The organism is Niallia sp. FSL W8-0177, from assembly GCF_038006285.1.
In the GTDB taxonomy this organism is placed as follows: Bacteria; Bacillota; Bacilli; order Bacillales; family Cytobacillaceae; genus Niallia; species Niallia circulans_A.
Window position 1 is genome coordinate 4,216,934 of sequence record NZ_JBBOUX010000001.1, and the last position, 15,853, is coordinate 4,232,786.

The following is a 15,853-nucleotide window of genomic DNA, read 5'->3' on the forward strand; positions in this document are numbered from 1 at the left end:
TTGAGACCCTTTCACTATAATAAGTTTTAAAGTTTTAACTTAAGTGTTCTTTAATAAATCAGTAATGCTTTCAAATTTAATTTTTACCATTATGCAAATCTTCTATAAGTTGAATCGCTTCGTCAATTTTACTAACACCAATTATATTTATCGAGAGGTTTAAATCGTCTTTTATTTCATTTGCTTCGATAATGTTCTTATTTGGAACTATTATAAACGTGAGACCACTTCTCTCTGCACTTAATATCTTTTCTTTTATATAACCTACCTCTTCGACCTTTCCACTTTTATTAACTGATCCAGTAACTCCGATTAATATATCATTCTGGAAATTCTGTTCAATTAGATAACTAGATAAGACTAACGCTAGGCCAGCACTGTTTCCTTGTGAATTTTTTCGTGACAAAAATTCTTTAATAAGAGTATTATCTGATCCTATATATGCTGAAATGTCCTGATAATATTGTTCAAATTCGGGATTTTTTAATCCTACTAACTCATAAATGAATTGGTTTTTACTGGTATATCGAATAAAGTTGGTAACAGGAACTATTTCATAAATCTCTTGATGATTAGTAGCATAAATATTTCTAACTTCTTTCTCATTTTGTATATTACTTACCGTATCTTCTTTAACCGATAAAAAATATATATTAGTACCACTAATTATTTCTTCTGGTTGATTGAAACTCGTAACTAGGAATTTGTACTCGTCAAAGAATATAATCGGAAATTCATATAATACTATCAAAAATGGGAGTAAAAATGGCATAACAAATACCCGGTTGGAATTACTTTTTTTCTTAAATTAGAATAGTGAATTATTAAAAATATAAACAAAAATAGTAAAGCAGTAACAAAAATAAATCCCGAAATGATATTAAAAAAGTAAAAAATTAAACTTGTCAAGTATAATAAAATTAATCTAGAAACAGGGGGAAATTCATAATCTTTTATGGATTTATTTTTTAACCTGTTCCTTACTTTTAACTTTTTGGGAGACAGTTTAGCAATTTTATTGTTAATTGAACTCATTAAAATTCCCCTCGTTATTTTATTATGAATATTTAATGGATCTTTGCATTAATAAAATTTCTTTTAGTCTACTGCTTTTCTATAGATATTTGTTTAAAAACCAAAATTAAATGGAGACATTTTTCCATTTTAATAATAACATACTCATAGAATATAAACTTTTTAAAAACAGTTTATCAGTCCTCATTGATTTAACCTTCTAATTATATTTGGAATGCTGTTTTTTAAATTTCCAGACTTATACTGCTGTATAAAATCACTGTAAAGTAACCGTAAAATATCTTCCACAACAAATTCATTATCAGGCTCCACCCCTTCTTCTTGCTACTCTTTTTACCATTTGCCTTTCCTCTTCCGAAAGAGGGATCTTCACATCTTTCTTTTTATCACTCCTTGTTTGTCTACCTTCTTCTTTGGTTATAGACCGTTTCTGAACATTCTCTTTAATAGATGGAATTTCTTTTGGACGGTTGCTGCTATTGAATATAGGATTTAGTAGTTCCATTTGTTTCATCTCTTCCTCTTCCCCCTCTGCTTCTTATATTTTGGTCTTTTATCTCAGTGTCAAATTGTTATATTGCTAGAGTATGAGAGGGGAGAGAGGATTAGAATGTATATAATCTAGAAATCTGGACAAACTTTAACTAGACGAATATTTACATAAGGTAGGAGGATAATATATGGCTAAATCGATTTTAAGGGGAGAAAAAATCCCGAAGGATCTTTTAAAACAATTTGAGAAATTAGGGAAGAAATCAACCAGTGTTACTAAGGTAAAGATAAGAAAAAACCATAACCATCTTAATTTTTTGGGTTAAGATGGTTATGGTTTTTTTCAAGGTGCTCGTCAAAAGAGAAATTAGATTTTCCTAATAAAACTCTTCTAATTAAGATGTTAGCTCCAATATCATTTTAACGTGCATATGTCGTACTAATTAGGAATTATTGTACATACGTAATAACATATCAAAAGTTACTTCTTTATCAGGTGCATGTAATTTTAATAAATAGATATAGTTTTTTAGCTACTAATCTTTTTTCCCTAAGCGCCTGTCGGCATTGCCCCATCTTCAAAGCGCCGTTCTAAATTGACGAATTTATTATATTCTTTAACAAAAGCTAATTGTACTGTTCCTGTTGGTCCATTACGCTGTTTCGCAATAATGATCTCTATAATATTCTTGCTTTCTGATTCCTTGTCATAGTAATCATCACGGTACAAGAATGCTACAATATCGGCATCCTGCTCAATACTTCCTGATTCCCGGATATCAGACATCATCGGACGCTTATCTTGTCTTTGCTCTACCCCACGTGATAGCTGCGACAAGGCGATTACAGGCACTTGAAGCTCACGTGCAAGCTGTTTTAAGGAACGGGAAATTTCCGAAACCTCTTGCTGTCTATTTTCGCCTGCTCGCCCACTTCCTAAAATAAGCTGAAGATAATCAATTAATATCATTCCTAAGCCATGCTCCTGCTTTAAGCGGCGACATTTAGCTCTTATATCGGTAATCTTTACCCCTGGTGTATCATCAATGAAAATACCAGCATTGGATAGACTCCCCATTGCCATTGTCAGCTTGCCCCAGTCCTCGTCCGTTAATGACCCTGTACGAAGACGCTGTGCATCTATATTACCTTCTGCACAAAGCATACGCATAACAAGTTGCTCTGCTCCCATCTCCAAACTGAAGATTGCTACATTTTCTCCTGTTTTTACGGCAACATTCTGAGCAATATTTAAGGCAAAGGCCGTTTTACCAACGGATGGTCTCGCTCCAACGATAATTAGATCATTGCGCTGGAATCCAGCCGTCATTTTATCAAGCTCAGCAAACCCTGTTGCTATCCCTGTTATATCGCCTTTACGATTATGCATCTCTTCAATATTATCGTATGTTCGCACGAGAACATCTTTGATATTATGAAACGCACCTGCATTTTTCCGCTGTGCTACTTCTAAAATATTCTTTTCCGCTTCACTTAGAAGGGCTTCTACTTCATCCTCGCGGGAATATCCGTCTTGGGCAATATTTGTTGCTGTTCGAATTAATCGGCGCAGCAATGACTTCTCTTCTACGATCTTCGCATAATATTCTATATTGGCAGCAGTTGGCACAGATGCTGCCAGCTCGCTCAAATAGCTAACTCCACCTGTATCTTCTAAGTTATTAGTAGCTGCTAATTCAGACGTCACAGTTATTAAATCGACTGCTTTTCCTTCATCATTTAATTTAAGCATCGTTGAATATATTCTTTGATGTGCGCCACGATAAAAGTCTTCCGGTATTAATATTTCAGAAGCTAGTGTTAAGCTTTGTGGTTCAAGAAATATGGCCCCTAATACGGCCTGTTCAGCCTCGATATTTTGAGGGGGCATTCGATCATTTAACATTTCACTCAATCTATAAAACCTCCTTAAATGAGAGGATATGATAATAAACATAGCCTAGGTGAAAAAAAGCAACAATCTATACAAAAAGATTCTTTCATTTGCCGAAAGAGATTTTTGTATCCGCTGTGCCCTTTTCATTTCTTTTAAATATTTTCTATTAAAAACAGTCAAACAAAAAATGTGACCAGCTCAACCTGTATCACATTTTCTTAAGCTTATTCTATTTTAACATGTTTAGCGGCAAATGGAACTTCCAATATTAGCTTAATTCTTTTACATGTACATTTAATGTTGCAGACACTTCATGATGAAGCTTTACTGGAACCTTTGTCACACCTAATGAACGAATAGCATCATTTAATTCAATTTTTCGTTTATCGATTTTAATTTGATGCTTTTTATTTAGCTCTTCAGCAATTTGCTTACTTGTAATCGACCCAAACAATCTGCCGCCTTCACCTGATTTAGCATGCAGCTCTACTGTTACTTTTTCTAGCTTTTCTTTTAATTCCTTTGCTCTATTAAGCTCTTCAATAGCTTCTTTCTCTTCTTTTTTCTTTTGTGCATTTAATGTACTAACAGCGGAAGCATTCGCCTCTACAGCCAAACCTTGTTTTAAAAGAAAGTTATGTGCATAGCCATCTGCTACGTTTTTAACTTCCCCTTTTTTCCCTTTTCCTTTTACATCTTTTAGAAAAATAACTTTCATTCTTTTCTTCTCCCTTCAAAATACTCATCAATCGCTAACTTAAGCCTTGCCTCTACTTCTTCCATCGGCATATTGGATAGCTGTGTAGCAGCGTTGGTCAAATGGCCACCACCATGGAGACTTTCCATAATAATTTGGACATTGATTTCTCCTAAGGAGCGTGCGCTAATTCCTATCATCGTTTCCCCTCTAGGTGCTATAACAAAGGAGGCGATGATACCATCCATTGTTAATAGTGTATCAGCTGTTTGGGCAATTAAAACACCATCTACTGCTTCTTCTTCCTTCGCTATTGCTATTGCAATTCCCTCTTTATAAAATTGAACATTTTCAATAATTCTTGCTCTTTTCACATAGTTTTCAATATCCTCTTTTAGGAATTTTTGAACAAGTACAGTGTCTGCTCCCTGCCCTCTTAAATAAGAAGCAGCATCAAATGTTCGTGCCCCTGTTCTAAGAGTAAAGCTTTTTGTATCCACAATAATTCCTGCTAAAAGGGCTGTTGCTTCTAACATTTCAATTTTAACAGTTTTCGGCTGATATTCTAGTAATTCTGTTACTAGTTCGGCAGTAGAGGAAGCATATGGTTCCATATAGACAAGAATCGGATTCTCTATAAATTCCTCTCCACGACGATGATGGTCAATCACTACTACATCTTCTATTTTATTCAATAAATGCTCTTCAATCACTAAAGAAGGCTTATGGGTATCAACTACTACTAGAAGTGTATCGCCTGTAGCCATTTCTAATGCTTGATCAGGTGTGATAAATTTCGTAAACAAGGTCTCTTGTTTTTTTATTTCTTCCATCAACCTTCGAACAGCTGTATCTATCTCTTGAAAATTAATGACTATATATGCTTCCTTTTGGTTCATCTGGGCTACTTTATGTATCCCAATCGCTGCGCCAATTGCATCCATATCCGGGTTTTTATGTCCCATAATAATGACTTTATCACTCTCTAAAACTAATTCCTTTAGAGCATGAGAAATTACACGTGCTCTAACCCTAGTTCGTTTTTCTACAGGATTTGTTTTACCTCCAAAAAACTTCACTTTTCCATTTGGCTGCTTTATCGCTACTTGATCTCCCCCTCTTCCTAAGGCTAAATCAAGACTGGATTGTGCAATATTTCCCAGCTCAGGCAAGGAAGATACACCAGATCCAACTCCAATACTAAGTGTTAAAGGTACATTTTGCTTCGTAGTTAATTCTCGAACATCATCTAATATTGTAAACTTGCCCTTTTCCAAATTTTGTAGAATATGTTCATTGAAAATAGCAATGAAACGATCAGAGGAAATCCGTTTTAATAAGACTCCATTATCTGTAGCCCATTTATTTAAAATGGCTGTGACTGTATTATTAATGCTACTTCTTGTCTGATCATCCATACCTTGCGTTAAGTCATCATAATTATCTAGAAAGATAATGGCAATTGCCGTACGTTCGTCTTCATACAGCTTTTCAATTTCCGTTTGCTCTGTCACATCGAAAAAGTATAATAGTCGTTCTTCCACTTTATGAATGACTCGGAACTTTCTTTCATGTAATGTAATGATTTCTGTTTCTACCTCTTGTTTAATTAATGGGATAATGGATGGAGAAACATCATATAAAGACCTTCCAACAAGTGTATCCTCTGTAAAACAAGATGCTAAAAAGGGATTTGTCCATTCGATATAATAATCATCATTTATAAGCATGATTCCTATTGGCATTTCCATTAATGCCTCTTCCCCTACTTTTTTAACACGGTAGGAAAGAGTGGTTATATATTCTTCCGTTTCCTTTCTCTGACGACTATCTATTCGTAAGATAAAATAAAAAGGAATAACAAAAAGAAATAACCCAATTAAGGAAAAGAACCAATTATAAAAAGAGAGGATTCCAAGCATGATAATGGTAATACCGATTAAACTTATTAATGGATACCGTATGGATCCTTTCTCTAAAAAAGTAGGCAATTTTTCTCCTCCTAAAACTCGTGAGATTTTCACATAATCCTTACTATGTATTCATTAAACCTGATACTATTATACCCCATAATACTAAATTAAAATATAAAAAGGTCTATCTCTGTTCGTTTACTCCATGATGGATGAATAAGATTTTCCACATAATTAATTTCTTATTATGGCATTAGAAAAAGAGATTCTACCAGAAAAAAGGGTTTGGGTTTGCATCTTCATCTAATATTTTACTATCATTTATCTACTTCTTCAATTTAGTGACAACATGAGTATAGAGAACAAAAAAAATAAAATGCAAGTGTTTTCATATAGATAATATAAAAACCCTATTAAACAAATGTCTAATAGGGTTTTTTATAGGCTAATTATTCTCCACTTACGTATGGTAGTAAAGCCATAGTACGAGCACGTTTAATAGCAATCGTTAATTTACGTTGATATTTAGCGCTTGTACCAGTTACACGACGAGGTAAAATTTTACCACGTTCTGAGATGAATTTTTTAAGTAAATCTACATCTTTATAATCGATGTGAGTGATACCGTTAGCTGTAAAGTAACATACTTTACGACGTTTTGCACGGCCACCTCTGCGTCCACCCATTGCCATGAGATTAACCTCCTTTTTATTATCAAAATTACTGTTTAGAACGGTAGATCATCATCTGAAATATCGATTTGACCGCTATTTGCAAATGGATCTTCATCCACTTTTGTATAATCTTGATTGTTTCTATTTGTTTGAGGTCGCTGATTCTGATAATTATTTGATCCTCCAAAAGGATTATCTTGTTCTCTTGGGGCCCCATAATTCATGTTGTCACTTCTATTATTACCAGAGCTGTTTCTAGGTTCTAAGAACTGAACACTTTCTGCTAATACTTCTGTTACATACACGCGTTTTCCGTCTTGTCCATCATAGCTACGAGTTTGAATACGACCATCAACACCTGCTAAACTTCCTTTTTTCAAGAAATTAGCAACGTTTTCTGCTGGTTTTCTCCAAATAACACAGTTAATGAAGTCTGCTTCTCTTTCCCCTTGCTGGTTCGTAAAAGTACGGTTAACCGCAAGTGTAAAAGATGCCACAGCAACTCCACTCGGTGTATAACGCAAGTCAGGATCCTTCGTTAGACGGCCAACAAGAACTACCCGATTCATCATCAGTTTCAACTCCCTTCCATTTTAAATGTTTCACGTGAAACATCACTTATCTATTATTATTTTGCTTCATCTTTAACTACGATGTGGCGAATGATATCTTCGTTGATCTTAGCTAAACGAGAGAATTCTTCAACCGCTACTGGTGCAGCGTTAACTTTTACTAATTGATAGTAACCATCGCGGAAATCATTGATTTCATATGCAAGGCGACGTTTACCCCACTCTTTTGATTCTGCTAATTCCGCTCCATTATCTGTAAGAATAGAGTTGAAACGCTCAACAAGAGCTTTCTTAGCCTCATCTTCAATATTTGGACGGATGATGTACATAATTTCGTACTTTTTCATCACTTTCACCTCCTTTTGGTCTAGACGGCCCATATTGGGCAAGGAGCAACTATACATTACTCACAATGTAAAAGTATAGCATACTTCATACTAAATAGCAATGCAGGAAAATGAGCTGATATCTTTTCTTTTTTATTATACAAATAATGAAAAGTACTAGCTCTTTTAAGCGTACTTTTGATTAATATTACGACTGGATTGTAAAACTTCATAGTAATCACTTATTAACCCATCAAAAATAGTATCCCATGATTGAGTTAAAGCATAATTTCTAGCTTCTACTCCCATTCTCAATCGCATCGTTTCATCTTCCAATAGCTCACTTATTGCATGAACAAAACTCTCAGCATTTTGCTGTTCACATATTCTTCCATTCACATCGTTTATTACAAACTCTTTTACCCCTCCTGCATTCGCAACCACAGCCGGAGTACCGCTAGACATGGCTTCTAAAACGACATTCCCAAAAGTTTCTGTAAAGGAAGGGAAAACAAAAAGATCTGCTCCTGCATATATCCTTGCCAACTCTTCCCCCTTTATATAACCAGTTAAGGTAATATTTTTTTGTACTCTCTCTTTTTCCCTCCAGGCTTCTTTGTTTGGTCCATCTCCAACAATTAGCCAATGGACCGAATCTTTGATATCAGAAGGAAAATGAATAATTTTATTTAATGTATCTAAATCTTTCTCTGGAGCTAACCTACCTACATACAATAAAATATATTTTTCTTTTATATGGTATTTCTTTCTTAGTTGTTCTTTAGCATCATGATTAGGCGCAAAAAGCTTTGAATCAATCCCTCTTCCCCAAACTTTTAAGCCATCAAAATGTAAGGACTCTAACTTTCTTTGTGTTTCTTTACTGGGAACAAATATTTTTTCCGTTGCTTGATGAAACCATTTTAAATATTTCCATAAAAATGGTTCTAGCAAGGAGGTATGGTAGTATTTAAGATATTGATCAAAGTTGGTGTGATAGGAGGATACCACTGGAATATTTAATTTCTTAGCAGCAAATAACCCGTAGAATCCCATCATATATGGTGTTGCTAGATGAATAAGGTCTGGTTGGAATTTTTTTAAACTATTTTCTATTTTCTTTGGATTGGTGATAACAGTTCGGCACTCAGGATAAAGAAAAAACGGAAGACTTGGAAATTGGTTTATATTAGGGTATGTAGTAGAAGTTTTATTTTCAGGAGAATAAACTTGATAAGCTATTTGTCTGTTGTCAAAATGATTAGTAAGTCTTTTTAAAGTCTGAGCAACACCATTTACTTGAGGAAAATAAGTGTCTGAAAAAATGGCAATTTTCAAAAGCCTCACTCCCTTTTTAGCAAACTATTTTATGTTATATTTATTTTAACAATCGAATGCTTGGAGAGTTTTAAAGAATTGTAAAAAGATTGTACAGTTATCTTCTTCCATATAAAAAATCACTCCCGCTATTCCTTAGCAGGAGTGATTTTCCTATTTATTGTATTAAACGTTGAAACGGAAGTGGATAATATCTCCATCTCTCACAACATATTCTTTACCTTCCAAGCGAACTTTACCAGCTTCCTTTGCTGCAACCATATTACCGCTCGCTAATAAATCCTCATAAGAAACGGTTTCGGCACGAATAAAGCCTCTTTCAAAATCGGAATGAATAATTCCTGCACATTGTGGTGCTTTCATTCCTTGTACAAATGTCCAAGCACGTACTTCTTGCACACCAGCAGTAAAGTATGTTGCTAGCCCAAGAAGATGATAAGCCGCACGAATTAACTGATCTAAACCAGATTCTTCAATGCCAAGCTCTTGTAAGAACATTTCTTTTTCTTCCCCTTCAAGCTCCGCAATTTCTTCTTCGATTTTTGCACAAATAATAATAACTTCTGCATTTTCATTTGCAGCAAATTCTTTTACTCGCTTTACATATTCATTATTTGCTGCATCAGCAATTTCATCTTCGCCTACATTCGCAACATATAATACCGGCTTAATGGTTAAGAGATGTAGCCCCTTAGCAATTTTTGCTTGTTCTTCTGTAAATTCTACGGTTCTTGCTGGTTTTTCTTCTTCAAAAGCAGCTTTTAATAGTTCTAATACTTCTAATTCCGCAACTGCTTCTTTATCTTTTTGTTTCGCCATTTTCCCAACTCGGGCAATTCTTTTTTCTACCGATTCTAAATCAGCAAGAATTAACTCTAGGTTGATTGTTTCTATATCAGAAATTGGATCTACTTTTCCTGAGACATGGGTAATATTATCATCAGCAAAACAACGTACTACTTGGCAAATTGCATCTACTTCACGAATATGAGATAAGAATTTATTACCAAGCCCTTCTCCTTTACTTGCCCCTTTTACAATTCCGGCAATATCTGTAAATTCAAAAGTAGTAGGTACTGTTTTTTTCGGTTGTACTAATTCTGTTAATTTTGTTAAACGATGATCAGGTACTTCTACAATTCCAACATTTGGATCAATTGTACAGAACGGATAGTTTGCTGATTCTGCACCTGCTTGTGTAATTGCATTAAATAATGTAGACTTACCAACATTGGGTAAACCAACTATTCCAGCAGTTAACGCCATTATGCCACTCCCTTATATAAACTTTCTACCTCTATCGTACAAAATAGAAAGTAATTTCATTATTATTATAAACCTCTAACAATTATAGTTTTAACGAGAGAAAAAGACAAGTAGTGTTCCTTTCTCATCAATAAAAAGACCACAAATATTATTTGCAGTCTTTTCTGAGAAAAATAGTCTATTCTTGTTCATGCTTTACTAATACCTTTTTCATTTTCCTTGCAAATTCTCTTCGCGGAATAAGAACACTATGCCCGCATCCCTCGCATTTAATGCGAATATCCATTCCTAATCGTATTATTTTCCAGCGGTTTGTACCGCAAGGATGGGCTTTTTTCATCTCAACTACATCATTTAGAGCAAATTCTTTCTGTTCCATAATACCTCCTAAAAAATGAATTACTGTGGTTGCGAATACATAACTAATTTTGGGACAGGACTTTCAATTCCATTTTCATCTAAAACATTTTTTATTTCTTTCCTTAATATCCTTGCAATAGCATGATGCTTCGTTGGCAATGTTTCAGCGACAACACGAATGGTTACTTCTGCTGCTTGAATATTTTGTACCCCTAATAATTCAGGAACACCAACAATATCTTCATATTGCTCTGGTAATTTTTCGATTAGTTCCTGTATTACTTTTTCTGCTCGATTAATATCACCTTGATAAGCAATACTTACATCGACAATCGCTTTACTATTATTGATGGAGAAATTCGTTACATCCACAATACTTCCATTCGGGATAATGTTTACCTCTCCAGTAAATCCTTTTATTTTTGTTGTACGTAATCCAATTTCCTCGACTACGCCCTCGTAAGTACCTATACGTACTTGGTCTCCTACAGAAAACTGGTCTTCAAAAATTATAAAAAACCCAGTAATAATATCTTTCACAAGACTTTGAGCTCCAAAACCAATAGCTAGGCCGACAATTCCCGCTCCTGCTAATAATGCTTTAACATCAATATGAAAGACAGATAATGCCATCATGATAGCTATGAAATAAACAACATAAGTAATCGTGTTTTCTAACAGCTTAATTAATGTTGCTTCTCTTCTTTCAGATACGCGTAAGGCAGAATGTGTTCTTACTTTAAATATATTCCGTACCGCAGCCTTCCCTATCCTGATGATAATTCCGCTTATTAGAAAAATAAGGACAAGTTTTAGTGCTCCAAAGCCGACATCCCTCCACAAATTCTCATTCATAAGACTATCTATACCTTCTTTTATATTCTTATCCATTTAGAACACCTCTAAATATAAACTTCTACTAGATTATTTTCCTTTTATCCTCTATTCATGCAACGTAATGGTTGAAACACTTTCTATAAAGTTACTTCAAATAAAAAATAATGCTAACTATTTTTCTATTTTACTCTTCAAAAGCCTTCATATTGGGTAAGTTTATTTTAACAGTTTTTCTATTTGCTTTGTAGTACGATATTTCCTAAAACAAAGGACTTTTGCCCTTATTACCATAAATTTTTCTCCTATTTGTCTCACTCTTTTTTCCTTTATTTTGATGGATATGTATAGAATATGGCTCTTTTCCATATACTGAATACTACAATAACTTTGCTTAAAAACAACTAATGGTTCGATAGATTTCCATCTTTGCTGGTTGGCCAAAACATCCATTAACTTAATAATTGCTTTCTCCTATAGATATTATCGAATCCTAAATAAAAGGAGTAGATTCAATGACCTTATATTCCAGCCTTTTCGAAAAAAATGAACTTCCCGTTAGAATAGCATATGATGAACAATTAGCCGCCTTTAAGATTGCAGATTCATTAGCTAAACATTTGCCATCCATTTCAATCAATCAGCCAATTGTCTTTATTTGTATTGGAACTGATCGTTCTACTGGAGATTCATTAGGTCCGCTTATTGGTACCTTGTTAAGTGAAAAGAATATTTCTCCTTTTCATGTTTATGGAACACTAGATGATCCAATACACGCTCTTAATTTAGAGGAAAAATTAAAAGAAGTGCATGAAAAACATAAAAATCCTTATATAATAGGGATTGATGCTTGTCTTGGTAGAATGAAAAGTGTAGGTATCGTACAAATTGGTGATGGGCCTGTAAAACCGGGTAGTGGTGTCAATAAAGAGCTTCCTCCTGTAGGAAATATTCATATTACAGGGATAGTAAATATTAGTGGTTTTATGGAATTCTTGGTTCTTCAGAATACTAGATTAAGCTTAGTATTAAATATGGCCAAAATCATTTCAAAAGGCATTTATCATACTAGCCTTCGCTATATGCATACTAGAGAATATCAGGTGAAGGAGGAACCCGTTTAATCCCATTCTATCTTTTCTAATATAAAAGCCCCCTAAAAAAGGCGTAGTTCACATCCTCTGTAAACTCCCCTTTCTTAGGTGGCTTTTTTACTTTTCATTTTCTAATTCAAATAATTGAAGAATACGCGCTAAGTCGTCTTCAGAGAAAAATTCAATTTCAATTTTCCCTTTATTTTTCTTCTGTTTAATATGAACAGTAGTACCAAATCTTTCACGCAGAAATGATTCTTGCTCTTTTAAAAAGACATTTTTCACAGGTGCTTTTTCTTTTTTTGTTTCACGTGGAACATTCTCATTTAGTTGCTGAATTAATTGTTCCAGCTGACGCACGTTTAATCCGTCTTTAATAATTTTATCAACTATTGCTGGAAGCTTATCTTTATTTTTCAGTCCTAATAAAGTTCTTCCATGTCCCATGGATATTTTACCATCAGAAATATAATTTTGAACAGCCTTTGGAAGAGTCAATAAGCGAACATGGTTGGCAATATGGGGTCTGCTTTTACCTAAACGCTTTGCAAGTTCCTCTTGAGTCAGCTTTAGCTTCTTCATTAAAGTCTGATAGGCATGTCCTTCTTCAATAGGTGATAAATCTTCTCTTTGAAGATTCTCTAGTACTGCTAATTCCATCATTTGTTGCTCTGTTAATTGACGGACAACTGCTGGAACTGTCTCTAGCTTAGCTTCTTTAGCTGCTCGATATCTACGTTCACCAACAACTATTTCATAGCCTTTAATACTCTTTCTAACGATTATCGGTTGAAGAATTCCATGTTCTAGTATAGAAAGCTTCAATTCTTCAATCGCTTCCTCATCAAAGAATTTTCTTGGCTGATAAGGATTCGGACGTAATTCATTTAGACTTATTTCTTGAACATTTTCTTCCTTCTCAACATCTATTTTAGGAAAAAAGGCATCTAATCCTTTTCCAAGTCCTTTAGCCACTAGTAACCACTTCCTTCGCAAGGTCCAAATATACTTCTGCACCACGTGACTTTGGATCGTAAATGATAATTGGTTCCCCATGACTCGGTGCTTCTGATAATCGAATATTTCTTGGAATAATTGTTTTATAGACTTTGTCTTGGAAATACTTTTTAACCTCTTCAATAACTTGTAAACCTAGATTTGTTCTAGCATCTAACATTGTTAGCAGCACACCCTCTATGGCCAAATCATGATTTAAATGTTTTTGAACAAGTCGAACTGTATTTAATAATTGACTTAATCCCTCTAACGCATAATATTCACATTGAACTGGAATTAATACCGCATCTGAAGCAGTTAATGCATTAATCGTTAATAACCCTAAAGAAGGAGGACAATCTATTAATACGTAGTCATAGTTATGTTTGACTTCATCTAATGCCCTTTTTAATCTAACTTCTCTCGAAATAGTAGAAACAAGTTCTATTTCTGCCCCAGCTAACTGAATAGTAGCTGGAATAACATCCAAATTCTCTACATTTGTCTGTTTAATCACCATACTTGCTTCTAGATCATCGACTAACACATCATAGATACAATGATCAACATCAGCTTTTTCAATACCTACACCACTAGTAGCATTTCCTTGTGGATCAATATCTACTAATAATACACTTTTCCCGATATATGCTAAACAAGAGCCAAGATTGACTGATGTAGTTGTTTTTCCAACTCCACCTTTTTGGTTAGCAACAGTAATAATTTTACCCATGATGTCACCTACCTTTTATTCCATACTAGCTACGAAATATAAATCGACGCAAGATGGCTACTTAATATAAAATGATTGAACCGTTTATAGCTCTTTTAAAACTATAAACCAATTTATTAGTAAAAAAACAGAATAGACTACAACATGGCTCATTTCCTACCTATTGTAATCACGTATATTATTTTATCATGAAAACTTCTAAATATCGTTATTTTTTCTTTTAATCTCGATTAATGATGGAAAATGAAAAGAAACTCCTACAATAAAATAAGGGGAAAAACCTTATTATTACAAGCATTTTTGGAGAATTTCTCTATTTGATTGGCCTAAAAATAATCATCGTAAATAAGCAATGGAGGTTTTAAATTTTTATTTGTGGTGTCCTTTGAGGAAAAAATCATCCTATAAAAAAGTGAGAATCAGCATTAATGGCTATTATTCTCACAAAAAATATGCTCTGTTAAATAAATATAATGACGAAAAGGAATTCTTAATACAAATGGAATTTAACAGAGCTCAAAATCTTCAAGGAAATATAAATAATTATGCTATATAAAATCTATTAACCTATTATTTCTTTTTCGGTATTTTAATTGTAAATTGGTAAAAATCTTCAAATTCTTCTTCTTGAGCATTCAGATTAATACCACTATCAGAAACCATATTTAATGATTGGCGGATTGTATTTACAGCTATCCGCATATCTTTACTAAAAGCCTTTCTTTTTGGCTTTGGCTTCTGCTTCGTCTGTTCGAGCATTCTCACTACACGCTCTTCTGTTTGCTTTACGTTTAAGCCCTTTTCAATGATTTCTTGTAAAAGCTGAATTTGTTTTTCGCGTTCTTTTAATGGAATCATCGAACGAGCATGACGCTCAGAAATCTCTTTATTTAATAAAGCTTCTTGAATTTCTTCTGGCAATTTAAGAAGTCTCAATTTATTCGCAACAGTCGATTGCCCTTTCCCTAATCTTTGCGCAAGGGCCTCCTGGGTAAGATTGTGCAGCTCTAATAATTTTCCATATGCAATTGCTTCTTCAATTGGAGAAAGCTCTTCTCTTTGAAGATTTTCAATAAGTGCAACAGACGCAGTTTCTGTATCACTCAAGTTTTTTATGATAGCTGGCGCTTCTTCCCAACCAAGCTTTTTCATTGCTCTCCATCTTCGTTCTCCAGCAATGATTTCAAATTTATCTTGCTCATACTCTCTAATTACTATTGGTTGAATAATACCATGGGTATGGATTGTACGAGCTAATTCTTCAATTTTTTCATCATCAAATACCGTTCTTGGTTGAAAACGGTTAGGAACAATCTGATGAATTGGGATTTTTCTAACTTCTTCACTGTTTCCCATATTCTCGATCTCCTCTTGAGCAGCATCTGCACCTAATTGACTAGCATCTTCTATTGGATCTCCCTTTTCGCCTAGTCCAAAAAATCGTGAGAAAGAAGGCTTCATCACCCTGCACCACCTTTACAAAACTCCCTATTAATTATTCTCTATATGAAACATTAATCCCTGCAAAGTCATCTAACTTATAGAAAGAAACTTCTCGAAATTTAATAGAATATGACAATTATAGGTATATTATATAGTAGATATGATAATTGATATAGTCCTAAT

At 34.1% G+C, this 15,853-nt stretch carries 17 protein-coding genes; 2 read left to right on the forward strand and 15 right to left on the reverse strand.

The annotated features are described in order from the left end of the window. Positions 1–76: 76 nt before the first annotated feature. Together NST77_RS20465 and NST77_RS20470 are read right to left on the reverse strand one after the other, a co-directional pair. Positions 77–772 carry a S16 family serine protease gene (locus tag NST77_RS20465; RefSeq protein WP_341123495.1) on the reverse strand — a complete coding sequence of 232 codons (696 nt, stop codon included), beginning with the start codon at positions 770–772 and terminating at the stop codon, positions 77–79. A 564-nt stretch (positions 773–1,336) separates the two neighbouring features. Next, positions 1,337–1,549, reverse strand: coding sequence for a hypothetical protein (locus NST77_RS20470; RefSeq protein ID WP_123260164.1), 213 nt, complete (start codon positions 1,547–1,549; stop codon positions 1,337–1,339). Positions 1,550–1,715: 166 nt separating this feature from the next. Between NST77_RS20470 and NST77_RS20475 the strand changes: the two genes are divergently transcribed. Continuing rightward, entirely contained in the window at positions 1,716–1,853 is a 138-nt protein-coding gene (locus tag NST77_RS20475; RefSeq protein ID WP_163185934.1) for a hypothetical protein, read from the forward strand. Positions 1,854–2,077: 224 nt separating this feature from the next. Here the strand turns inward: NST77_RS20475 and dnaB are convergent, their stop codons facing one another. From dnaB to NST77_RS20525, 10 genes are all read right to left on the reverse strand, one after another. Further along, positions 2,078–3,442, reverse strand: a complete 1,365-nt coding sequence (gene dnaB / locus NST77_RS20480) for a replicative DNA helicase (RefSeq protein WP_047944586.1) — start codon at positions 3,440–3,442, stop codon at positions 2,078–2,080. 250 nt (positions 3,443–3,692) lie between these two features. Next, on the reverse strand, positions 3,693–4,142 hold the full coding sequence (gene rplI, locus NST77_RS20485) for a 50S ribosomal protein L9 (protein ID WP_095333249.1): 450 nt from the start codon (positions 4,140–4,142) through the stop codon (positions 3,693–3,695). Continuing rightward, positions 4,139–6,112, reverse strand: coding sequence for a DHH family phosphoesterase (locus tag NST77_RS20490; protein WP_095333247.1), 1,974 nt, complete (start codon positions 6,110–6,112; stop codon positions 4,139–4,141). Before NST77_RS20490 ends, rplI begins: the two co-directional genes overlap by 4 nt. A gap of 371 nt (positions 6,113–6,483) precedes the next feature. Further along, entirely contained in the window at positions 6,484–6,720 is a 237-nt protein-coding gene (rpsR, locus tag NST77_RS20495; protein ID WP_047944615.1) for a 30S ribosomal protein S18, read from the reverse strand. 41 nt (positions 6,721–6,761) lie between these two features. Beyond that, a complete protein-coding gene (ssb, locus tag NST77_RS20500; protein ID WP_047944589.1) occupies positions 6,762–7,280 on the reverse strand; it encodes a single-stranded DNA-binding protein in 519 nt (172 codons plus the stop codon). 56 nt (positions 7,281–7,336) lie between these two features. Beyond that, on the reverse strand, positions 7,337–7,627 hold the full coding sequence (gene rpsF / locus NST77_RS20505) for a 30S ribosomal protein S6 (RefSeq protein WP_047944590.1): 291 nt from the start codon (positions 7,625–7,627) through the stop codon (positions 7,337–7,339). 165 nt (positions 7,628–7,792) lie between these two features. Then, entirely contained in the window at positions 7,793–8,944 is a 1,152-nt protein-coding gene (locus tag NST77_RS20510; protein WP_341123496.1) for a glycosyltransferase family 4 protein, read from the reverse strand. Positions 8,945–9,109: 165 nt separating this feature from the next. Beyond that, positions 9,110–10,210, reverse strand: a complete 1,101-nt coding sequence (ychF, locus tag NST77_RS20515) for a redox-regulated ATPase YchF (RefSeq protein ID WP_095333245.1) — start codon at positions 10,208–10,210, stop codon at positions 9,110–9,112. A 178-nt stretch (positions 10,211–10,388) separates the two neighbouring features. After that, complete coding sequence (locus tag NST77_RS20520) at positions 10,389–10,589, reverse strand: DUF951 domain-containing protein (protein WP_095333243.1); 201 nt, start codon at positions 10,587–10,589, stop codon at positions 10,389–10,391. Between the two features lie 20 nt (positions 10,590–10,609). Then, positions 10,610–11,461: a mechanosensitive ion channel family protein gene (locus tag NST77_RS20525; protein WP_095333241.1), complete on the reverse strand. Its 852-nt coding sequence runs from the start codon at positions 11,459–11,461 to the stop codon at positions 10,610–10,612. 458 nt (positions 11,462–11,919) lie between these two features. On the opposite strand from NST77_RS20525, the gene yyaC reads away from it, so the two are divergent. Continuing rightward, positions 11,920–12,528 (forward strand): spore protease YyaC, encoded by a 609-nt coding sequence (gene yyaC / locus NST77_RS20530; RefSeq protein WP_123260162.1) that lies wholly within the window; start codon positions 11,920–11,922, stop codon positions 12,526–12,528. Between the two features lie 87 nt (positions 12,529–12,615). Here yyaC and NST77_RS20535 read toward each other — a convergent pair whose 3' ends face one another. The 3 genes from NST77_RS20535 to noc all read right to left on the reverse strand — a co-directional run bounded on the left by NST77_RS20535 (position 12,616) and on the right by noc (position 15,688). Further along, a complete protein-coding gene (locus NST77_RS20535) occupies positions 12,616–13,473 on the reverse strand; it encodes a ParB/RepB/Spo0J family partition protein (RefSeq protein WP_123260161.1) in 858 nt (285 codons plus the stop codon). After that, positions 13,466–14,227 carry a ParA family protein gene (locus NST77_RS20540; protein WP_047944597.1) on the reverse strand — a complete coding sequence of 254 codons (762 nt, stop codon included), beginning with the start codon at positions 14,225–14,227 and terminating at the stop codon, positions 13,466–13,468. Before NST77_RS20540 ends, NST77_RS20535 begins: the two co-directional genes overlap by 8 nt. 570 nt (positions 14,228–14,797) lie before the next feature. Further along, positions 14,798–15,688, reverse strand: a complete 891-nt coding sequence (gene noc, locus NST77_RS20545) for a nucleoid occlusion protein (RefSeq protein WP_095333235.1) — start codon at positions 15,686–15,688, stop codon at positions 14,798–14,800. Positions 15,689–15,853 lie beyond the last annotated feature (165 nt).